Origin of the sequence: Ancylobacter rudongensis (assembly GCF_900100155.1) — a bacterium.
GTDB lineage: Bacteria > Pseudomonadota > Alphaproteobacteria > Rhizobiales > Xanthobacteraceae > Ancylobacter > Ancylobacter rudongensis.
The window spans coordinates 243393-263229 of sequence record NZ_FMTP01000003.1 but is presented as its reverse complement, the minus strand read 5'-3'; the positions used below and the strand labels follow the sequence as shown (position 1 = coordinate 263229).

The window sequence follows — 19837 nt, the reverse complement described above, 5'->3', positions numbered from 1 at the left end:
TGCGGGTCCCGTTGCTGCGGTGTGCAACCGTAGCGACGTGATCTACAGTTCGACAACGAACGGGCTGTAAGGCGGGGTCGTATCGGTTCTCAAGATCCGGAGGGGATCATGTGTGATCGTGACGGCACCTTCTATCGTAACTTCTCGCGCCGAAGCTTCCTGAAATCCTCGGTGGCGGGCGCGGCGGCGAGCATCGCTCTGCCGGCCGGGCTGGCCAGCCTGCTGGCGCCGAACGTGGCGCGCGCCGCCGGCACCACCATCAAGGCGACGCACGGCTCCGGCTTCTGCAATATGGGCATCTTCCTCGCCAAGGAGCGGGAACTGACCAAGGCGGACGGCGTCGAACTCGACTTCGTGGTGACCCCGTCCAATACCGAGATCACCACCATGTTCGGCGCGGGTCTCGTCGACATGTCGATGATCCCCTATTCGAACTTCATGACGCTCTACGATGCCGGCGCGCCGGTGAAGATCGTCGCTGGTGGCGGCGTCGAGGGCTGCATCATCGTCGCCAAGGAGGGCATCACCTCCGCCGCCGACCTGAAGGGCAAGACCTTTGGCACCTTCCAGGCCGACACGCTGGAAGTCCTGCCCTATGATTACCTGAAGAAGGCCGGGCTTTCCTTCAACGACGTGCAGATCAAGTATCTCGACACGTCGCCGGAACTCGCCCAGGCCTTCATGGCCGGCGCCATCGACGCCATCTGCCACATCGAACCCTATGCCTCGCAATGCGTGCTCGGCCGCAAGGGCGCGACCGTGCTGTCCGATGGCACCGACGTCTATGGCAAGGGCTATTCGGACTGCGTGCTGGCCGTGCGCACGCCGCTGCTGGAAAGCAACCCGGCGGCGGTGAAGGCGGTCATCAAGGCGCTGATGGTCGCGCAGTCGCAGGCCGAGACCGACAAGCAGGCCGCGCTCAACGACACGGTCGGCAAATACTACAAGACCAGCATGGAAGCGGCCGAGGATGCGTCCTCGAAGCAGCCGATCGTCGTAGACCAGCGCAACCAGACCCAGTTCATCATCGATCGCGGCCAGTCGATGATGGAGCTCGGCTACGTCAAGAAGCTGCCCGACCAGGGCGCCTTCGACTGGAGCCTGCTGGAAGAGGTCATCGCCGCCAACAAGCCGGTCTATGACAGCCTCAAGCTGAAGTCGGCCTGAGCACGGCGGCCCTCTCCCTGAGGGGAGGGGGCCTGGGCGGGGCCCCACCGCTGTCCTGCGGCCGCCCCCGCCCCACGCTGAGCCTTCCACGGGCGCACCGCGCGGCCCGTGGGCGTGCCATCCGGGGCCTGGGTTCCGGCCCGGCCCCGCTTCACTGGAAGGACGCCATGACGATGACCGCAGATGCCGGGCAGACGCGCCTCGGCGAGGCCGGGGCCGGGCGCCCGGCGCCGAAGATCAAGACGCCGCTCCTCTCGCCCGCCCTGCGCCGGCGCCTCAGCGCCATCGGCTGGGGCCTGGTGTCGGTCGGCCTGTTCGCCGGCCTGTGGGAGGCGCTGTGGTTCTTCGGCATGGTGAACCCGCTGCTGCTGCCGCCGCCGCACCTGTTCCTCTCCGACATTCCCGGCACGCTGAAATTCTTCGACCGCTCGAACCGCATCGGCTCGGTGGCGAGCGGCGTCGGCGTCTGGCCGCTGCTGTTCACCATGGGCTCGACCACGCTGCGCGTGCTGGTCGGCCTGTCGCTCGGCTTTGCCTGCGGCGTCGCGGTGGGCGCGGCGATCCATTATGTGAAGATCCTGCGCAACCTGCTGCTGCCGACCATCCTGCTGCTGGCGCCGATCTCGCCAGTGGCGTGGCTGCCGGTCGCCATCTTCGTCTTCGGCATTGGCGATGTGCCGGCGATCTTCCTGGTCTTCATCACCGTGTTCTTCGCCATCGTGCTCTCGACCGGGGCGCAGATCGAAAGCGTGCCGAAGAACTACATCCATGTCGCCCGCATCATGGGCGCCAGCCAGCGGCAGACCTTCTGGAAGGTGATCCTGCCCGCCATCCTGCCCAGCCTGTTCATGACGCTGCGGCTGAACCTGTTCGCCGCCTGGATGGTGGTGCTGATCGCCGAGACGGTTGGCGTCGGCACCGGCCTTGGCCAGATCACCTCGATGGCGCGCTCGACCTTCAACGCCAAGCTGGTCTTCTTCACCATGGCGATCATCGGCCTGCTCGGCTTCCTCTCCGATTTCGCCCTGCGGCAGGTGCAGCACAAGATGCTGTGGTGGATCGCCCCCAACCAGGGAGCCGCCCGATGAGCCGCCCCGCCGTCTCGATCCAGTCCGTCTCCAAGCGCTGGACCCCCGAGGGCCGCGCCCCGGTGCAGGCGCTGGAAGATCTCAGCTTCGACGTCGCGCCGGGCGAATTCATCGTCCTGCTCGGGCCCTCCGGCTGCGGCAAGTCCACCCTGCTCTACATGATCGCCGGGCTGGAGGACGTGTCCGGCGGCACCATCGCCTGCGATGGCGAGCCCGTCACCGAGCCTTCCGCCGAGCGCGGGCTGATCTTCCAGGAAGCCTCGCTGTTTCCCTGGCTCACCATTGCCGACAACGTCGCCTTCGGCCTCGCCGTGCAGCATGTGCAGCCGGTCAAGCGCCGCGAGATCGCGCTGGAAACGCTGCGGCGCGTCGGCCTCGGCGACATGCTGGACAAGAAGCCGGACGAGCTTTCCGGCGGCATGCGCCAGCGCGCCGCCTGCGCAAGGGCGCTCGCCATGCGCCCGAAGGTGCTGATGATGGACGAGCCCTTCGCCGCGCTCGACGTGCAGACCCGCGCCCGCATGCAGGACTTCCTGTTGCAGATCTGGCGCGACAGCGGCGCCTCGATCCTGCTCGTCACCCATTCCATCGACGAGGCGATCTCGCTGGCCGACCGGGTGGTGGTGTTCACCTCCCGCCCCGGCAAGGTGAAGACCATCGTTCCCATCGACCTGCCGCGCCCGCGCGAATCCCGCGATCCGCGCTACCACGCCTATCGCGACCTGTTCACGGAGCTTCTCGCCGACGAGGTCGACCGCGCCTTCGCCGAGCAGGAAACGGTGTGAGCCGCCATGGCCGCTGCCTTCTCCCTCGCCGCCGTGCCGATCGGACCGGCGGGCCGCGACCCGGCGCCGCTCTGGCGTGAGGCGGAAGCCGGCATTGCCGGCGCCTCCCGCGCCGGCGCCGGCCTCGTCGTTCTCCCCGAGCTGTTTGCCCTTCCCTATGTCGCGGCGCAGGCGCCCGGCGACTGGGCCCTGCTTGCGGAAGAGCGCGAAGGGCCGACCGCCGCCCGCATGGGGGCTGCGGCCACGCGGCACGGCGTTGCCGTGCTGTTCGGCCTGGCGCTGCGGCGCGAGGGCGGGCTGCCCTTCAATGCCGCGTTGCTCGCCCGGCCGGACGGCCGGATCGAGACGCTGGCGCACAAGATCCACCTGCCGCCGGCCGGCCCGGGCGAGAGCTATGGCGAGGGCGACCATTTCACGCCCGGCGCGCCCGAGATCCGCACCCTTGAGGTCGGCCCCTGCCGGGTTGCCGCGCTCATCTGCTACGACCGCCGCTTTCCCGAATGCTGGCGCGCCGCCGCGCGCGCCGGGGCGGATGTGGTGGCGGTGCTGGTCGGCGGGCCGGCGCCCTCCGATCCGGAAGGGCTCTATGCCGCCGAACTGCAGGCGAGTGCCCGCGCCAATGCCGTCTATGCGGTGGCGGCGGCTCGCTTCGGCACCGAAACCGTCACCGGCCGGCCGGTGCGCCATGACGGCGAGACGCTGGCTTTCGGCCCCGACGGGGCGCGTCTGGCCGGCGCCGCGCGCGGCGACAGCCGGCCGCTCCTCGTCTCCATCGATCCCGAATGTCTCGCCCATGCCCGGGACACCAGTGCCACGGCGGCGCGTCTGCGCCTGCCCCGTCAGTTTGAGGAAGCATCATGTCTGAATTGATCGTCCAGGCCCGCTGGGTCGTCACCGGCATCCGGGACCGTTTCACCCCGGAGGTGATCGACGACGGCGCCGTGCTGTCGCGCGACGGCGTGATCATCGCCAGCGGCACGCTGGAGGACATGCAGAAGCTGGCGCCGACGGCCGAGGTGCGAAAGTACCCCGACCACGCCATGCTGCCGGGCTTCGTCAACAGCCACCACCATGTCGGCATGACGCCGCTGCAGCTCGGCTCGCCCGACCACGCGCTGGAGCTGTGGTTCGCCAGCCGCATGCCGGCGCGCCGGCTCGACCTGACGCTGGACACGCTCTACTCCGCCTTCGAGATGATCGCGTCCGGTATCACCACCGTGCAGCACATCCATGGCTGGATGCCGGGCGGCTATGACGCCATCCACGGCGCCGCCAGCAAGGTGCTGGGCGCCTACCGCTCGCTCGGCATGCGCGCCTCCTATTGCTACGCCGTGCGCGAGCAGAACCGGCTGGTCTATGAGGCGGACGAGGCCTTCTGCGCCCGCCTGCCGGCCGATCTTGGCGAGATGCTGGGCAAATATCTGAAGGCGCAGGCCATGCCCTTCGACGATTTCCTGAAACTGTTCGACCAGCTCTCGGCCGAGAATGCCGGCCAGGACCTGACCCGCATCCAGCTCGCCCCGGCGAACCTGCACTGGTGCACGGATGAAGGGCTGCAGGCGCTCGACGCCAAGTCCAAGGCGGCCGGGGTGCCGATGCACATGCACCTGCTGGAGACGATCTACCAGAAGGAATATGCCCGCCGCCGCACCGGCAAGACGGCGCTGCGCCATCTCCACGATCTCGGCGTGCTCGGCCCGCACATGACGCTCGGCCATGGCGTGTGGCTGAACGAGGAAGACATCGACATCGTCGCCGATACCGGCACCTGCATCTGCCACAATTGCTCGTCGAATTTCCGCCTGCGCTCGGGCCTTGCCCCGCTCAACCGCTGGGAGGCCAAGGGCATCACTGTCGGCATGGGCCTTGACGAGGCCGGCATCAATGACGACCGCGACATGCTCTCCGAACTGCGCCTCGCTTTGCGCGTCCACCGCGAGCCCGGCATGGATGAGGCGGACGTGCCGACCTGCGCGCAGGTGGTGAAGATGGCGACCGAGGCCGGCGCGATGACCACCGCCTTCGGCGCCACCATCGGGCGGTTGGATGCGGGGCGCTTGTTCGACGCCGTGCTGATCAACTGGACCAAGGCGACCTATCCCTACCAGGACCCGGACATCCCGATGCTCGACGCGCTGGTGCAGCGCGCCAAGACCGGGGCGGTGGACGCCGTCTTCATCAATGGCGAGCGGGTCTATGAGGATGGGCGCTTCACCAAGGTCGACCGCGAGGCGGTGCTGGCGGAAATCGCCGACACGCTGGGCAAGCCGCGCAGCGAGGACGAGCTTGCCCGCCATGCGCTCGGCCACGCCGTGTTCCCCTATGTGAAGAAGTTCTACGAGGGCTATCTGCCGGAGGCCGAGCCGACGCCCTTCTACGCCAATTCGGCGCGCATCTGACCCCCCGATGCTGCGCACCGAAGGAGAGGGCGCCCCGTCGCGGGCGCCCTTTTTCGTGTTTAGCGCTTCCGAGCGAAGTGGATACCGGTTCGCGTGAAGAAAGCGCGACAAACGAAAGAGTTAGAGCCTTCTCAGCGCCGGCGCTCCAGCGTGGCGAAGAACAGGATGGTGAGGCCGAGTACGATCAGCAGCAGCACGAAGGCGGCCGCCGCCCCCTCATTGAGGTGCAGGCCGAGAAAGGCGCGGCGATAGGCGAAGAAGCTCAGCACCTCGGTGGAATTGCCCGGCCCGCCCTTGGTGAGGATATAGGGCAGGTCATAGGTGCGGAATTCGTTGATCAGCTGGATGATGACCGCGATCGCCGCCACCGGGCGCAGCATCGGCAGAGTGATGTACCAGAACTGCTGCAGCGGCGAGGCCCCGTCCACTTCTGCGGCCTCATAGGGGTCACGCGGCAGCGAGGCGAGGCCGGCGGCCAGAATCAGGATGACGAAAGAGGTCTGCTGCCAGATGTCGATCGCCGCCATGGTCCAGAGCGCGAAATCGGCATCGCCGAGCCAGTCGAGGCGCGGCAGGCCGAGGCTCTCCAGCAGCTGGTTGGCGATGCCGAGATTGGGCTGCAGCAGCATGCGCCAGATCAGCGCCACGCTCACCGGCGACATCGCCATCGGAATGGTGAGAATGGCGAAATAGACCGGCTTCATCGTCACCGCGCGGTTCAGCATCAGGGCGACGCCGAGCCCGAGCACGAATTCGCCGGTCACGGTGATGACCGAATATTTGATCGTCAGCCACAGCGCGTCCCAGAACAGCGGGTCGCTCATCACGATGGCGAAGTTCTTGAACCCCGTGAGGGGCAGCAGCATCGGCTTCAGCAGAGTGAGCGAGGAGACCGAGATCAGCGCCGCATAGACCAGCGGCAGGCCCATGACGATGGCCAGCGTGACAAGGCCCGGTGCTGCGAAGGCCCAGCCGGTGCGCCAGTCCCGATCCGCCAGTGCCGCAAAGCGCATGCGCGTCGTCCGTTCCGTGAAGAGCAAAGCGAGAAAAGAGACCGGCGCGCCAGCCGACGAGGGGGAAGGCTGGCGCGCCGTATGGCCGGGATCCTGCGGGGCTCACGTAGAGTCCCGGCCGATGGGCTTATTTGTTGAGCAGCTGGGTCAGGCCGTCGGCGGCCGCCTTCAGCGCGTCCTCGGGCTTGGCCTGCCCGCCGGCGGCGAGCGAGAGCTGGGCGCCCAGCACGTCCTCATACTGAGCCGAATAGGCGAAGATCGGGAACGACTTGCCGGAGGCGACGACCTCAAGGCCGGTCTTGTAGAAGGGGTACTTCTTCAGCACGGCCGCGTCCTCGAACACGTCCGAGCGCACCGGCGCATGGCCTTCCATGGCGCGGGCGACCGAGATCTTCTTGCCCTGCACCCATTCGATAAACTTCCAGGCCGCGGCCTTGGACTCATCCGACGTGTTCTTCGGAATGCCCCAGCCCCAGCCGCCGCTCTCGCCATGGCCACCGGGCATGACGGACAGCGCCAGCTTGCCGGCCACCTTCGGGCACTTCTCGGCATCGTCGAGCTGCGGCAGCATCCACCAATAGGTGACCATGCTGAACGCTTCGCCGGCGCACATCAGCCGCATCGTGTCGTCGAGCGTGGCGGAGAGGGCGCCCTGCTGCGCGCCCTTCTGCACATTCTCGGCATAGAGCTTCAGCGCGGTCAGCCCCTGCGGGCTGTTCAGCACCACCTTGCGGTCGGCGTCGAGATAGGCGCCGCCGGCGGAGAACAGGTAGTTGGAGAATTCCATCGCGTTCGGGTCGCCGCGCTGGCCCTGCATGGCGGCGCCGACGACCGGCGTGTTGGCCTTGAAGAAGGCGGAGAGCGCGACATAGTCGGCCAGCGTTGCCGGCAGCGCCAGCTCCTTGCCGGTCTTCGCCTTGTAGTCCGCCTTGATCTTGGCGTCGCTCAACAGGTCGGTGCGGTAGATCAGGCCCATCGAGTAATTGTACATGGGCAGGATCGGCGTCGCGTCCTTGGTCTGGCCGAGCAGGTCAAGCATGGACGGGATGAACGGCTTCAGGTCGAAGCCCGATTTGGCGATATAGGGGTTGAGGTCTTCCAGCCAGCCGGCGGCGGGGAACTCGCCCGCCCACAGGAAGTCGACTTCGAGCAGGTTGTAGTAGCTCTCCGGCGAAACAAGTTGGGCGACCAGCTTGTCGTGCATGTCGCCATAGCCGATCTTCTCGAACTCGACCTTGATGCCGGTTTCCTTCTCGAATTCCGGCAGCAGCTTCTCGATGATCTGCGTCTCCGGCACGTCCTCCATCAGGGCGCGCAGGGTGACGTTCTGGGCATAGGCCGGCCCGGCCACTGCGAGCAGCGTGGCGCCGAGCAGCGCCGCCTTGAGGCTACACTTAAACTGCATCTCGTTCTCCTGTTCCTCTGGTACGGGCTTTGCCCGCCTCGTTGGCGCACGCCCGACTGGACGCGGCGGAAGGCACGCTCACTTCACGCTGCCGAAGGTCAGGCCCTGGACGATGAAGCGCTGGATGAAGCGCGAGGCGATCACCAGCGGCAGCACGGCGAGCACGACGCCGGCCGACACTTTGGCGATCTGCACGCCGTTGGAGGTCTGGAGCGCCGCCAGCGCCACCGGCACGGTCGCGGTCTGTGGACCGCTCAGCACCAGCGCGAACAGGAACTCGTTCCAGGTGAGGATGAAGCCGAGCACGCCGGCCGCCGCGATGCCGGGCAGCGAGACCGGCAGCACGATGCGCCAGAACGCGCCCCAGGCGGTGGCGCCGTCGGTCTGCGCCGCCCATTCGAGATCCACCGGAATGCCCTCGAAGAACCCCATCAGGATCCAGATCAGGAAGGGCAGGTTCACCGCGGCATAGACGATGATGAGGCCGGTCAGCGAATTGGTGAGGCCCACCGTGCGCAGAAGCGCGAAGGCCGGCAGCACGATCGCGACGGGGGGCAGCATCTGCGTCGCCAGCACCGCGAAGCGCCCCGCCCGCCCGCTGGTCTTGAAGCGGGCGAAGGCATAGCCGGTCATTGCCGCGAAGGGCAGCGCCACCACCACCGAGCCGAAGGCGACGATCAGGCTGTTGAGATAGGACTGGCCGTAGCGGGTGGAGGTGAACAGGGCGACGTAATTGTCGAGCGTCACCGCCGGCATCAGCTCCGGCGAATAGGAGAGGTGCTCGGGCAGAAGGCTGGTGCGGACGACCCAGAGCAGGGGCACGAGAATGACGGCGCAGGCGAAGAGAAGGCCAAGGTGAAGTCCGATGCGCCGCATGCTGCCCCCTCCCTCAGTTGGTCACGAGGCGGAGGCTGGGACGGGGGAAGGCCCGCGTCGTCTCCGGATCGAACAGGTGCATGGGGCGGGGGTCGAGATAGAGCGGCACGCGCGCGCCCACCGGCGCGGTGAAGTGGCGCGACAGCCGGGCGGAGAGTTCCAGCGGCTTGTCGCCGGTGCCGATCTGGCCGACCAGGATGTTCTCCACCCCCAGCGCCTCCATCGCCACGACGCTGACCTCGATCGGCGAAAATCCGGGCTGCGGCGCCTCGTGCAGGTCTTCCGGGCGCAGGCCGAAAATCACCTCGCGCCCGGCCAGCCCCGCATAGGCGGCGCGGTGCATCGGCGGCACCTCGACCGTGAAGCCGTCGCCGCTCACCACCAGCCCGTCGCCGCGCCCTTCGAGGCGGGCGGGCAGCAGGTTCATCGGCGGGGTGGCGAGGAAGCGGGCGACGAAGGTGTCGACCGGGTCGGCATAGACCTCCAGCGGCTTGCCGACCTGGATCATCCGCCCCTCGCGCATGATGCAGATACGGTCGCCCATGGTCATCGCCTCGACCTGGTCATGGGTGACATGGACGATGGTGCGCCCCAGCCGGCGGTGCAGCTTGACCAGTTCGAGCCGCATCTCCGCCCGCAGCTGGGCGTCGAGATTGGACAGCGGCTCGTCGAGCAGGAAGGCGACGGGATCGCGCACAATGGCGCGGCCGAGCGCGACGCGCTGGCGCTGGCCGCCGGACAGTGCCGCCGGCTTGCGGTCGAGATAGGGAGTGAGGCCGAGCAGGCCAGCCGCCTCGCGGATCTTCTCCTCGATGAGGGGGCGGGCGACGCCGCGCATCTTGAGGCCGAAGCCCATATTGTCGCGCACGCTCATATGCGGGTAGAGCGCGTAGGACTGGAACACGACGGCGATGTTGCGGTCGCGCGGGGGCACGTTGTTGACGCTGCGCCCGCCGATCCGCAGATCGCCCGAGGTGATACCCTCCAGCCCGGCGATCATCCGCAGCGTCGTCGATTTCCCGCAGCCCGAGGGGCCAAGGAAGATCACGAACTCACCCTCTCCAATGGAAAGGTCCACGTCGCGCACGCCATAGGCGCCGTTGGCGTAGAGCTTGGAGACATGATCGAGTTCGATCGACGACATCAGCGATCCTTTGCCTGCAACGGCAGGGTCCCGCCACACGGGGCGGAGGGAAGGGGAAAACCCCGCCCGGTGCGCCGTTGGCGGGCGGAGTGTAGTTGAACAAAATCGAACATCGCAAGTCCTAATTCAAACCTGACGACAGTAGATTCGATCATCGCGCGCCGGGTGCCGGCTCAGGTCGTGTAGACGCCGCCGGTGACGTTGACGCCCTGGCCGGTCATGAAGCGGGCCTGTTCGGAGGCGAGGAACACCACCACGTCGGCCACGTCCTCCGGCACTTCCAGCCGGCCGAGCGGGGTCTGGGCGATATAGTCGTCGATCACACGCTGCGGGGAGACGCCGCGCAGGCTCGCCTCCCATTCCACTTCGCGCGACTGCATCCCGGTCGACACGAAGCCGGGGCAGACGGCGTTGACGCGGATGCCCGTGGCGGCCAGTTCGCGCGCCAGCGCCTGGGTCCAGCCGAGCACGGCGAATTTCGAGGCGGAGTAATGCGCCAGGAACGGCGCGCCGACCTTGGCCGCCAGCGAGGCGGTGTTGACGATGCAGCCCTTGCCCTGCGCCACAAAGTGCCGGGCGGCGATCTGGTTGGTGAGGAAGACGCCGCGCGTGTTGACGTCGAAGTTGAAATCCCACTCCTCGTCGGTCAGCTCCAGCGCCGCCCGCATGGTGGAGACGCCGGCATTGGCCACCAGAAGGTCGCAGCCGCCGAGCCCTTCCAGCACCTGGGCGAAGGCGGCCTCCACCGAGGCGCGCTTGCGCACGTCGATTTCCACCGCGATGGCGCCGCCGCCGAGGGCCGTCGCCGTCTCCTGCGCCGCCGCCAGATTGATGTCGCCGATGGCGACCCGCACGCCCTGCCGGGCCAGCGCCACGGCGATGGCCCGGCCAATGCCGGTCGCCGCGCCGGTGACGAAGGCCAGCCGGCCCTTCAGCTCATAATAGGCGGGGACGGGCGCGGCGGATGCGGGCGGACTCATGCGAAGCTCCTCATGTTCGCTTCTCAATCTATATGAACAAGAACTCACATCAAGTGCATTCTTGTGTTTGATCTTGTGCGATCCCTGAGCTAAACAGGATTAGCCGACCGGGCGCGAATCCGTTCCTCTGCGAGGGAACCGCGATCAGGCAGGGTGGAGCGATGGCCGAAGACGTGTCTTTCCGAGAGCATTCCATGGCCGAGCCGCCCGCGGGCGAGGATCGCCAGCGCCTGCTCTCGCATGTGCGCCATGCCCGCATTCTCGATCATCTCGCCGCCGCCGGCTCGGTCGGCGTCGCCGTCCTTGCCGCCGAGCTCGGCGTGTCCGACATGACCATCCGCCGCGACCTGCTGGAGCTGGAGCGCGACGGCCGTCTGCTGCGCGTGCATGGCGGGGCGGTGCTGGCGGAGACGCCGGCCAGCGTCGCCATGGACAGCGAGGAGCCGCGCTTCGACGCCCGGCTTCGGCGTGGCAGCGAGGCCAAGTCGGCCATCGCCGCCTGCGCCGCCGGCATTGTCGCCGGCTACCGCACCTGCGCCATCGATGTCGGCACCACCACCTATCTGATGGCCGGGCATCTGCGCGAGGCCGGCCATCTCAAGGTCTTCACCAACAGCCTGCGCGTCTCCACCCATCTCGATGGCGGCGCGCCGGAAGTCTATGTCGCCGGCGGCCGCGTCCGCCCGGAGGAAATGTCGGTGTGGGGTCCCACTGCCGTCGCCCAGTTCGAGAAGCTGTGGTTCGATGTCGCCGTGCTCGGCACGTCGGGCATCACCTCGGAAGGCTTCTTCGACTATTCCTTCGAGGACACCGACATGAAGCGCGTCTATCTGCGCCGGTCGGGGTTCAAGATCCTGCTGTGCGACAGCGCCAAGTTCCAGCGCATGTCGCTGGTCCAGGTCGGCACGCTGGCCGACATCAACCTGCTTATCACCGACGCCGAGCCGCCCTCGCGCATCGCTGCGGCACTTGCCGCGGCCCGTGTCGAGCTGCGCATCGCGCCGCCTGCCGCCGGACATTGAGGCGCCGCGCGCGCCGTCCCCTCAAGGAGTAGTTGGAATGGTTTTCGAGTGTTTCGGCGCCAAGAAGAAGGTCGTCATCGCCATGGCCCATATCGGCGCCCTGCCCGGCGCGCCGCTCTATGATGCCGATGGCGGCCTCGACAAGCTGATCGAGGGCGTGCTCGCCGATGTCGAGAAGCTGCAGGCCGGCGGCGTCGACGCCATCATGTTCGGCAATGAGAACGACCGCCCCTACGTCTTCAAGGGTTCGCCCGCCTCCATCGCGGCCATGAGCGCCATCGTCCAGGCGGTGAAGCCGAGCCTGAAGGTGCCGTTCGGCGTCAACTATCTCTGGGATCCGGTCGCCACCGTCGCCATCGGCGCCGTGACAGGCGCCAGCTTCGTGCGCGAGATCTTCACCGGCCTGTTCGCTTCCGACATGGGCCTGTGGGAGCCGAACTGCGCCGAGGCGGCGCGGCTGCGCCACGACCTGAAGCGCGACGACATGAAGATGCTGTTCAACATCAATGCCGAGTTCGCCCATTCGCTCGACCAGCGGCCGATCGAGCTGCGGGCCAAGAGCGCGGTGTTCTCCTCCATCGCCGACGCCATCCTCGTCTCCGGCCCGATCACCGGCCAGCCGGCCGACCAGTCGCATCTGCAGAAGGTGGCCGAGACGGTCAAGGACGTGCCGATCTTCGCCAATACCGGCGTCAACATCGACAATATCCGCGACATCTTCTCGGTCGCCTCGGGCGTGGTCATCGGCACCCATTTCAAGGTCGACGGCAACACCTGGAACGCGGTGGAGCAGGCGCGGGTGTCGCGCTTCATGGATGTGGTGAACTCCATCCGCTGACCGCGCGCCGCCCTCCCGGACCGGCGGCGTCGCCGCTGTCCGGGGTGAGTTCTTTCTCTGCCTAGACTTGCCCACCGCCCCAAGAGGCTCCCCATGAAGAGCTGCGTTCTCGGCCTCGATATCGGCACGACCTCGACCATCGGCCTCTTGCTGCGGCTGCCGGGGGAGATCCTTGCCGTCGCCTCGCGGCCGGTGACGCTGACCTCGAAACATGCGGGCTGGGCGGAGGAAGACCCCGCCGAGTGGTGGGCCAATGTCTGCGCTCTCAGCCGCGAGCTGATCGCCACCGCCGGGATCGATCCGACTGAGATTTCCGCCATCGGCGTCACCGGCATGCTGCCGGCCGTGGTGCTGCTGGACGAGGCGGGCACCCTCCTGCGCCCTTCCATCCAGCAGAGCGACGGACGCTGCGGGGCGGAGGTGGCGGAACTGCGGGCCGAGCGCGATGAGCCCGGCTTCATCGCCAAGGCCGGCAACGGCATCAACCAGCAGCTCGTCACCGCCAAGCTGCGCTGGATCGCCCGCCACGAGCCCGACGTGTTCACGCAGATCGCCACCGTGTTCGGCTCCTATGATTATGTGAACTGGCGCCTCACCGGCGAGCGGGCGGTGGAGCAGAACTGGGCGCTGGAGGCCGGCTTCATCGACGTCTCCCGCCACGCCATCGACGACGATCTCGTCGCCTGGGCCCGCATTCCCCGCAGCGCCATTCCGCGCAAGACCGCCTCGCACGAGGTGATGGGCCGCATGTCGGCTGAGGGCGCGGCTGAGACCGGCCTTGCCGCCGGCACGCCTGTCATCGGCGGCGCGGCTGACATGATCGCCTCGGCGCTCGGGGCCGGCGTCACCCAGCGCGGCGATATTCTGCTCAAATTCGGCGGTGCCATCGATATTCTGGTCGCCACTGATCAGGTGAAGCCGGACCCGCGGCTCTATCTCGACTATCACCTCATTCCCGGCCTCTACATGCCCAATGGCTGCATGGCGACCGGCGGCTCGGGGCTGAATTGGTTCGTGCGCAACTTCGCCGGCGGCGAGGCGGCGGCGGCCGAGAGGGCCGGGCTGACGCTGCACCAGCATCTCGACGCCCTCGCAGACCAGCGCCCCGCCGGCGCCGACGGGCTGACGATCCTGCCCTATTTCCTCGGCGAGAAGACCCCGATCCACGACCCCGCCGCGCGCGGGGTGATCGACGGGCTCACCCTCTCGCACGATATCGGCCATGTCTGGCGGGCGCTCTTGGAAGGCTATGCCTATGCCTGCGCCCACCATGTCGAGGTGCTGGCCGATATGGGCCATGCCGCCGGTCGTGTGCTGGTGTCCGATGGCGGCTCGAATTCGCGGGTGTGGATGCAGATTATCGCTGATGTGCTGCAGCAGCCGGTGCACCGGCTGAAAGGCCATCCCGGCTCCTCCCTCGGCGCCGCCTGGACGGCAGCGGTCGGCATCGGCGCGGCGACCTGGAGCGGCATTTCCCGCTTTGTCGAGCAGGGCGAGACCTTGCAGCCCAACCCTGCCTCCGCTGAAACCTATGCCGCCGGCTATGCCCGCTACCGCGATCTCTACCGCCGCCTCGAAGGCCGACCCGCATGAGCCGCCCGGCGCTGAAGGCGGTCGCCTGGGACATTGACGGCACGCTGATCGACAGCGAGCCGCTGCACCATCGCGCGCTGGTGGCCGCCTGCCGGGCGCTCGGCGCGGATCTTTCCGATCTGCCGGACCAGGCTTTTCGCGGCATCCATATGGGCGATGTGTGGAAACAGGTATCGCCGCGCCTGCCCGCCGCCGTCGCCGAAGCCGAATGGGCGGCGCGGATCAATGCCCATTATGTCGACAACCGCGACAGCCTGATCGCCCTGCCCGGCGCCGTCGCCACCATCCGGGCGCTGGCGAAGCTCGGCGTCACGCAGGCCTGCGTCTCCAATTCCAGCCGCTCGGTGGTGGACGCCAACATCGCCGCGCTCGGCATTGCCGACGCGCTCTCCTTCTCGCTCAGCCTCGACGATGTGGCGGCCGGCAAGCCCGATCCCGAGCCCTATCGCCGCGCCTGCACCCGGCTCGGCCTGCCGCCGGAAAGCGTGGTCGCGGTCGAGGACAGCCGCTCCGGCGCGCTCTCCGCCCGCGCGGCGGGGCTGTTCGTGGTGGGCTACACCCCCACCGGCGGCGGTTTCGAGGCGGTCGACCTGGAGATCGACCGGCTGGAAAACCTGCTGGCGCTGTTCGGCTGATCCGGCCGTCTCAGGCCAGCAGTTCCTCCAGCGCGTCGACCAGCACATCCGCATCCGCCGTGGTCACGCAAAGCGGCGGGCGGATCTTCAGCACATTGCCATAGCGGCCGGCGGCGCCGATGAGGATGCCGTGGTCGCGCAGCCCGTTGATCAGCCCCTTGGCGATGTCAGGCGCCGGGCCCTTCTCGGTGCCGAACTCCACGCCGAGATAAAGCCCGGCCCCGCGCACGGCGGTGATCGGCGCCCGCGCCTGCAGCCGCTTCAGCCGCGCGGTGAGATGCCGGCCGACGCGGGCGGCATTGGCGATGAGGCCGTCTTCCTCGATCGCCTCCAGCACGGCGAGCCCGGCTGCGCAGGCCGCCGGGCTGCCGGCGAAGGTGTTGAAATAGCCGACATCGGCGCAGAAGGTGTCAAGGATATCGGGCCGGGTGACGAGGCCGGCCATCGGGTAGCCATTGCCCATCGGCTTGCCCATGGTGACGATGTCAGGCACCACGCCATGGCGGGAAAAGCCCCACATGCCCTCGCCGGTGCGCCCGAATCCCGGCTGCACCTCGTCGGCGATGAACAGCCCGCCAGCCGCGCGTGTCACCTCCACCGCCGTCTTCAGGAAGCCCGGCGGGTCGGCATAGACGCCATCGGAGGAGAAGATGGTGTCGACCAGCAGCCCGGCGAAGCCGATGCCGTCCGCCTCCAGCGCCGCGATCTCGGCCTTCACCGCATCGGCGAAGCCCTGCGCCACGTCATTGCCGAACAGCGCCGGGTCGGGCGGGGGCACGGTGCGGACATGGCGCGGCGGCGCGCCGGTCTTGTAGGAGGAGGGCGAGACCTCGGTGACGGTGGCGGTGTTGCCGTGATAGGCGGCGCGGGTGACGATGATGCCCGCTTTGCCGCTCACCTTGCGGGCGAGCCGCAGAGCGAGGTCGTTGCTCTCGCTCCCCGTGCAGGCGAGCACCACATTGCTCAGCTCGGCCGGGAAGGTGGCGAGCAGCTTTTCGGCGTAGTCATGCGCCACGTCGAACAGATAGCGCGAATGGGTGTTGAAGGTGCCGAGCTGCGCCCGCACCGCCTCCACCACCTTGGGGTGGCAATGGCCGACGGTCGGGACATTGTTGTAGAAATCGAGATAGGCCCGCCCGTCGGAGGCGTGGATGGTGGCGCCTTCCGCCCGCACGATGCGCAGCGGCTCGTCATAGAACAGCACCGAGGCGGCTCCGAAGCTGCGCCGCCGCCGCTCCACCAGCGCCGCAACATCCGGCGCCATCGGGCCGGTGGCGCCGGAAAAGGCGTTGAGCGCCAGGATCTGCAGTTCCTCGGTCTTCTGAAGGCTCTTCACGAGGCCACCCTCCCGGCTGCGGCCATTGCCGGCGCGTCATAGGTCGCGAGAAAGGCGCGGGCGAGATCGACCGTGCCATGGGTGTAGCCCTCGCCCAGCGCCTGTGCGGTGGGGGTCTCGGCATGCGAGGCGATCCAGGCGGTGAGCAGCAGCCGGCGCAGCATGATGAACACCGGCAGCATCGCGCAGTCTTCATCGGCGAGCGGCGCGACGGTGCGGTAGCCCTCGATCCACGCCGCCTGCAGCGTCGGGATATAGGGCTCGTGCTCGCTGAAGCTGATGGCGGAGGCGAAGTCGTAGAGATACCAGCTGAAGCCGCAATCGTCGAAATCGATCACCGACAGCGTGTCGCCCTCGACCAGCAGATTGGCGAGGCGCATATCGGCATGGACGAGGCCGAAGCGGTCCTCGCCGGTGCCGTACGCGTCCAGCAGGGCGCGCAGCACCGTGGCGGTGCGCTCCAGCACGGCACGGCCCTCGCGGGTGAGGCCGAGCGCCGCGCGCCAGTCGCCCCACAGCTTCACCTCGCCCAGCATGGCGTCATAGTCCCAGCGCTTGCGGGTGAAGCCCGCCGGGCGCTGCCAGCCCCGCGCATGCAGGTGCAGGCGGGCATTGATGGCGCCGAGCTCGCGGTACCAGCGGGCGAGGTCGTCGCCCTCCGCCGGCTCGCGCCCCGCCACCAGCTCGAACGCCACCGCGTGCCGCAGCGTGCCGCCCTCGTCGAGCTCGGCGATCAGGCCGCCATCGGTTTGCGGTACCGGCGTCAGCGTCGCCACCACCTCCTCGCGGCCGAGCGCGGTCAGCCAGGCGAGCTCGGAGTCGATCTCGTCGCGGCTGTGATAGCCCGGCCGGTGGACGCGGAACACCACGTCGCGCCGCGTGGCCGGGTCATGGGCGCGGAAGGTGGCGTTCTCGGAAATGGTGAGCAGCCGCAGGTCGCTCTCGCCCGAAAGCCCCCAGCGCGGCAGGGCGGCGCGCAGCGCGTCTTCGATGCGGGACAGGAAGGCGTCGTCATAGATCGGCTGGGTCATGGCTCACGTCTCGGCAACGGTAATCTCGACCCGTGCCCGGCCGAGAGCGCGCGCCACCGCGCCCTCGGGGGCCCGGTCGGTGACCAGGTGCTGGATGTCGGGAATGCGGGCCCAGATGGCGAGCGAGGGCACGTCGAATTTCTGGTGGTCGGAGACGATGATGGTCTGCGCCGCCCGGTTCATCATCGCCCGGTAGACGAAGGCGGCGTCCGGCTCGGCATCGGCGAGGCCATCGGTGGTGAGGCCTGAAATGCCGAGAATGGCGCGGTTCACATTGTAGTTCTGCAGGAACTCGCCGGTCTCCACCCCCACCATCATCCCCTCGCGGGCATTGTAGCGGCCGGGGCACATGATGACGTCGATGGTCGGGTTGGCGGACACCACCGTCGCCACCGAGAAGGAATGGGTGATGACGGTCAGGTCGCGGCAGGCGGCGGCCATGCGGCGGGCGACATGGGTGGTGGTGGCGCCGGCGCCGATGGCGATCACCTCCTTCGGCTTGATCAGCTGCACGGTGGCGGCGGCGATCGCCTCGCGCTCCGCCACCATCAGCCCGTGCCGCTCGGTGACGGAGGGCTCGGAAGCGAAGGGGCGCACCGCGCCGCCATAGGTGCGGTTGATCAGGCCCTTTTCGCCCAGCTCGAACAGGTCGCGCCGGATCGTCTCGGTCGAGACGTTCAGCTCGGTGGCGAGGTCGCCGACGCGCAGCGTCGCCGAGGCGCGCATTTCGGCGAGGATGCGCGCCTGCCGGGCGGCCTTGTCGAGCCGGGGCGGGCGGCGCTCGGCCCGTGCGAGGGGGTCGGCCCGGCTCATGCCGCCGCCCGCCGCCGCAGCAGGAGGCCGATCAGCCCGCCGGCCAGCAGCAGGCCCGCCGCGCCCAGCGTCGCCATGGTGCCGAGCGCCGGCACCATCGGCGTGTAGCCGGCGACCATCTTGGCGTAGAGCCATTCGGGAATCGTCGAGTCGGCCCCTGTCGTGTAGAGCGAGAGCGGAAAATTGCTCCAGGACAGCAGGAACGCGAACAGCATGCCGGACCAGATGCCCGGCCACAGCAGCGGCAGCGTCACCTCGCGGAAAACCTGCGTGCGCGAGCAGCCGAGATCATAGGCGGCCTCCTCCAGCGAGGGGTCGAAGCCATAGACCTGGATGGCGATGACCAGCGTCACCACGGGCACGATCCAGATCATGTGGGCGAACACCGCCGTCATCCAGCTGGTCTGGATGCCCACCGCGTTGAAGCCGAGCAGCATGGCCAGCCCCAGCACCGGCTGGGGAAAGAAGATCGGCAGCAGGATCAGCTTCTGGTAGAACCTGCGCCCCTTCCACTCATAGCGGGCGAAGGCGAGCGCGCCGAAAGTGGCGATGACGACGGAGAACACCGTCACCAGGAGCGCGATCGAGATCGAGGTCTTGACGATCATGCCGATCTCGATCGAATCCAGCGTCTTCTGCCACCATTCGGTCGAGTAGGTCTTGATCGGGAAGCCGAAATACCGGCTCTTGTTGAAGCTCGCCAGCGCCCCGCAGACAATGGGCAGGTAGATCGCGACGAGGACAAACAGCGTCCAGGTCCAGATGGCGGCATTGGTGCGCCTGTGGCCCATGGCTCAGCGCCTCCCCAGCATGCGGTCGAGGTCCAGCTTCGACAGGGCGAACAAGGTGAGTGCGCCGATGAAGAAGGTGACCAGCACCGCCAGCGCCGAGCCCAGCGGCCAGTTCTGCGAATAGGTGAAGGCGATCTCGATATCGTGCGAGATGACGATGATCGACTGGCCGCCAAGGATCTTCGCCTCCGCCGTGGCGCCGATGGCGAGCACGAAGGTGAGCAGCATGCCGATGAGGATTCCCGGCATGGCCAGCGGCAGTTCGATCTCGCGCCAGATGAACAGCCGCCCGGCGCCGAGGTCGCGCGCCGCGTCCACGAGGTCGCGCGGCACGAGGGCGAGGCCCAGCGTCATCGGAAACAGCATGAAGGGCAGGTAGGTGTAGACCATGCCGAACAGGGTGATGCCGGGCGTGTACAGCACCTCCGGCCCGCCGGAGAGGCCAAGCCATTTCAGCGTGCCGTCGAGCACGCCGTTCTTGATGAAGAAGAGCACCCAGCCATAGAGCCGCACATTCTCCGAGACGAAGAGCGGGAACACGAAGAACACGCTGATCAGCGCCGACCAGCGGCCGAAGACGAGGTTCAGCCCATAGGCGATGGGGTAGGCGATCACGGCCAGGATCGCCACCGTGAGCAGCGCCAGGCCGCAGGACCAGAAGAAGGACAGCCACACCGTGTTGGTGGTGTCGAACAGGGTGGCGAAATTGGCCAGGGTGAAGCTGGTGAAGACGTCGAAGCTGCGCGGCGTGGCGAAGGCATAGCCGAAGATCGCCACCAGCGGGGCCAAGAATCCGATGCCGAGCAGCAGCGCGACGGGGAGCGCGCAGCGCGCGCCGACCGAGAGCATCCGGGCGTGGCGCAGCTGCGCGGTGCTTTCCGGGGCGGCCTCCCGCGCGGGGGCAATGGCGAGGTCGGCCAT

The 19837-nt window shown here is 68.0% G+C and carries 19 protein-coding genes; 9 read left to right on the top strand and 10 right to left on the bottom strand.

All coding sequences use genetic code 11. The features are described 5' to 3' along the window. Positions 1-108: 108 nt before the first annotated feature. From BLO63_RS09380 to BLO63_RS09360, 5 genes are all read left to right on the top strand, one after another. On the top strand, positions 109-1167 hold the full coding sequence (locus BLO63_RS09380; RefSeq protein WP_091439518.1) for an ABC transporter substrate-binding protein: 1059 nt from the start codon (positions 109-111) through the stop codon (positions 1165-1167). A gap of 167 nt (positions 1168-1334) precedes the next feature. Next, positions 1335-2255, top strand: coding sequence for an ABC transporter permease (locus BLO63_RS09375; RefSeq protein WP_091439517.1), 921 nt, complete (start codon positions 1335-1337; stop codon positions 2253-2255). Beyond that, the gene (locus BLO63_RS09370) at positions 2252-3040 is read left to right on the top strand and encodes an ABC transporter ATP-binding protein (protein WP_091439516.1); all 789 of its coding nucleotides are present in this window, start codon (positions 2252-2254) and stop codon (positions 3038-3040) included. The genes BLO63_RS09375 and BLO63_RS09370 overlap by 4 nt, the downstream gene beginning before the upstream one ends. Before the next feature lie 6 nt (positions 3041-3046). Continuing rightward, positions 3047-3910, top strand: coding sequence for a carbon-nitrogen hydrolase family protein (locus tag BLO63_RS09365; protein ID WP_091439510.1), 864 nt, complete (start codon positions 3047-3049; stop codon positions 3908-3910). Next, a complete protein-coding gene (locus BLO63_RS09360) occupies positions 3898-5439 on the top strand; it encodes an amidohydrolase family protein (protein ID WP_091439493.1) in 1542 nt (513 codons plus the stop codon). The genes BLO63_RS09365 and BLO63_RS09360 overlap by 13 nt, the downstream gene beginning before the upstream one ends. Positions 5440-5570: 131 nt before the next feature. On the opposite strand, the gene BLO63_RS09355 is transcribed toward BLO63_RS09360, so the two are convergent. The 5 genes from BLO63_RS09355 to BLO63_RS09335 form a co-directional block, all read right to left on the bottom strand. After that, positions 5571-6452, bottom strand: a complete 882-nt coding sequence (locus BLO63_RS09355) for a carbohydrate ABC transporter permease (RefSeq protein WP_091439490.1) — start codon at positions 6450-6452, stop codon at positions 5571-5573. A 127-nt stretch (positions 6453-6579) separates the two neighbouring features. Beyond that, positions 6580-7857, bottom strand: coding sequence for an extracellular solute-binding protein (locus BLO63_RS09350; protein WP_091439486.1), 1278 nt, complete (start codon positions 7855-7857; stop codon positions 6580-6582). 78 nt (positions 7858-7935) lie between these two features. Then, positions 7936-8733 carry a carbohydrate ABC transporter permease gene (locus BLO63_RS09345; RefSeq protein WP_018388745.1) on the bottom strand — a complete coding sequence of 266 codons (798 nt, stop codon included), beginning with the start codon at positions 8731-8733 and terminating at the stop codon, positions 7936-7938. 13 nt (positions 8734-8746) lie between these two features. Further along, positions 8747-9877, bottom strand: a complete 1131-nt coding sequence (locus BLO63_RS09340; protein ID WP_091439483.1) for an ABC transporter ATP-binding protein — start codon at positions 9875-9877, stop codon at positions 8747-8749. 173 nt (positions 9878-10050) lie between these two features. After that, positions 10051-10857, bottom strand: a complete 807-nt coding sequence (locus tag BLO63_RS09335) for an SDR family NAD(P)-dependent oxidoreductase (protein ID WP_091439474.1) — start codon at positions 10855-10857, stop codon at positions 10051-10053. Between the two features lie 161 nt (positions 10858-11018). Between BLO63_RS09335 and BLO63_RS09330 the strand changes: the two genes are divergently transcribed. The 4 genes from BLO63_RS09330 to BLO63_RS09315 all read left to right on the top strand — a co-directional run bounded on the left by BLO63_RS09330 (position 11019) and on the right by BLO63_RS09315 (position 14945). Beyond that, positions 11019-11879 carry a DeoR/GlpR family DNA-binding transcription regulator gene (locus BLO63_RS09330; RefSeq protein ID WP_091439472.1) on the top strand — a complete coding sequence of 287 codons (861 nt, stop codon included), beginning with the start codon at positions 11019-11021 and terminating at the stop codon, positions 11877-11879. Between the two features lie 37 nt (positions 11880-11916). Beyond that, positions 11917-12717, top strand: a complete 801-nt coding sequence (locus BLO63_RS09325) for a BtpA/SgcQ family protein (RefSeq protein WP_091439471.1) — start codon at positions 11917-11919, stop codon at positions 12715-12717. A 93-nt stretch (positions 12718-12810) separates the two neighbouring features. Beyond that, on the top strand, positions 12811-14310 hold the full coding sequence (locus BLO63_RS09320) for an FGGY-family carbohydrate kinase (RefSeq protein ID WP_091439469.1): 1500 nt from the start codon (positions 12811-12813) through the stop codon (positions 14308-14310). Next, positions 14307-14945, top strand: coding sequence for an HAD family hydrolase (locus tag BLO63_RS09315; protein WP_091439466.1), 639 nt, complete (start codon positions 14307-14309; stop codon positions 14943-14945). The genes BLO63_RS09320 and BLO63_RS09315 overlap by 4 nt, the downstream gene beginning before the upstream one ends. 10 nt (positions 14946-14955) lie before the next feature. On the opposite strand, the gene BLO63_RS09310 is transcribed toward BLO63_RS09315, so the two are convergent. The 5 genes from BLO63_RS09310 to BLO63_RS09290 all read right to left on the bottom strand — a co-directional run bounded on the left by BLO63_RS09310 (position 14956) and on the right by BLO63_RS09290 (position 19837). After that, the gene (locus BLO63_RS09310) at positions 14956-16209 is read right to left on the bottom strand and encodes an aspartate aminotransferase family protein (RefSeq protein WP_205409310.1); all 1254 of its coding nucleotides are present in this window, start codon (positions 16207-16209) and stop codon (positions 14956-14958) included. A 68-nt stretch (positions 16210-16277) separates the two neighbouring features. After that, positions 16278-17312, bottom strand: coding sequence for a phosphotransferase enzyme family protein (locus BLO63_RS09305; protein WP_091439460.1), 1035 nt, complete (start codon positions 17310-17312; stop codon positions 16278-16280). A gap of 3 nt (positions 17313-17315) precedes the next feature. After that, positions 17316-18125 carry a DeoR/GlpR family DNA-binding transcription regulator gene (locus BLO63_RS09300; RefSeq protein WP_091439457.1) on the bottom strand — a complete coding sequence of 270 codons (810 nt, stop codon included), beginning with the start codon at positions 18123-18125 and terminating at the stop codon, positions 17316-17318. After that, a complete protein-coding gene (locus tag BLO63_RS09295) occupies positions 18122-18916 on the bottom strand; it encodes an ABC transporter permease (RefSeq protein ID WP_091439454.1) in 795 nt (264 codons plus the stop codon). The genes BLO63_RS09300 and BLO63_RS09295 overlap by 4 nt, the downstream gene beginning before the upstream one ends. A gap of 3 nt (positions 18917-18919) precedes the next feature. Continuing rightward, the gene (locus BLO63_RS09290) at positions 18920-19837 is read right to left on the bottom strand and encodes an ABC transporter permease (protein ID WP_091439451.1); all 918 of its coding nucleotides are present in this window, start codon (positions 19835-19837) and stop codon (positions 18920-18922) included.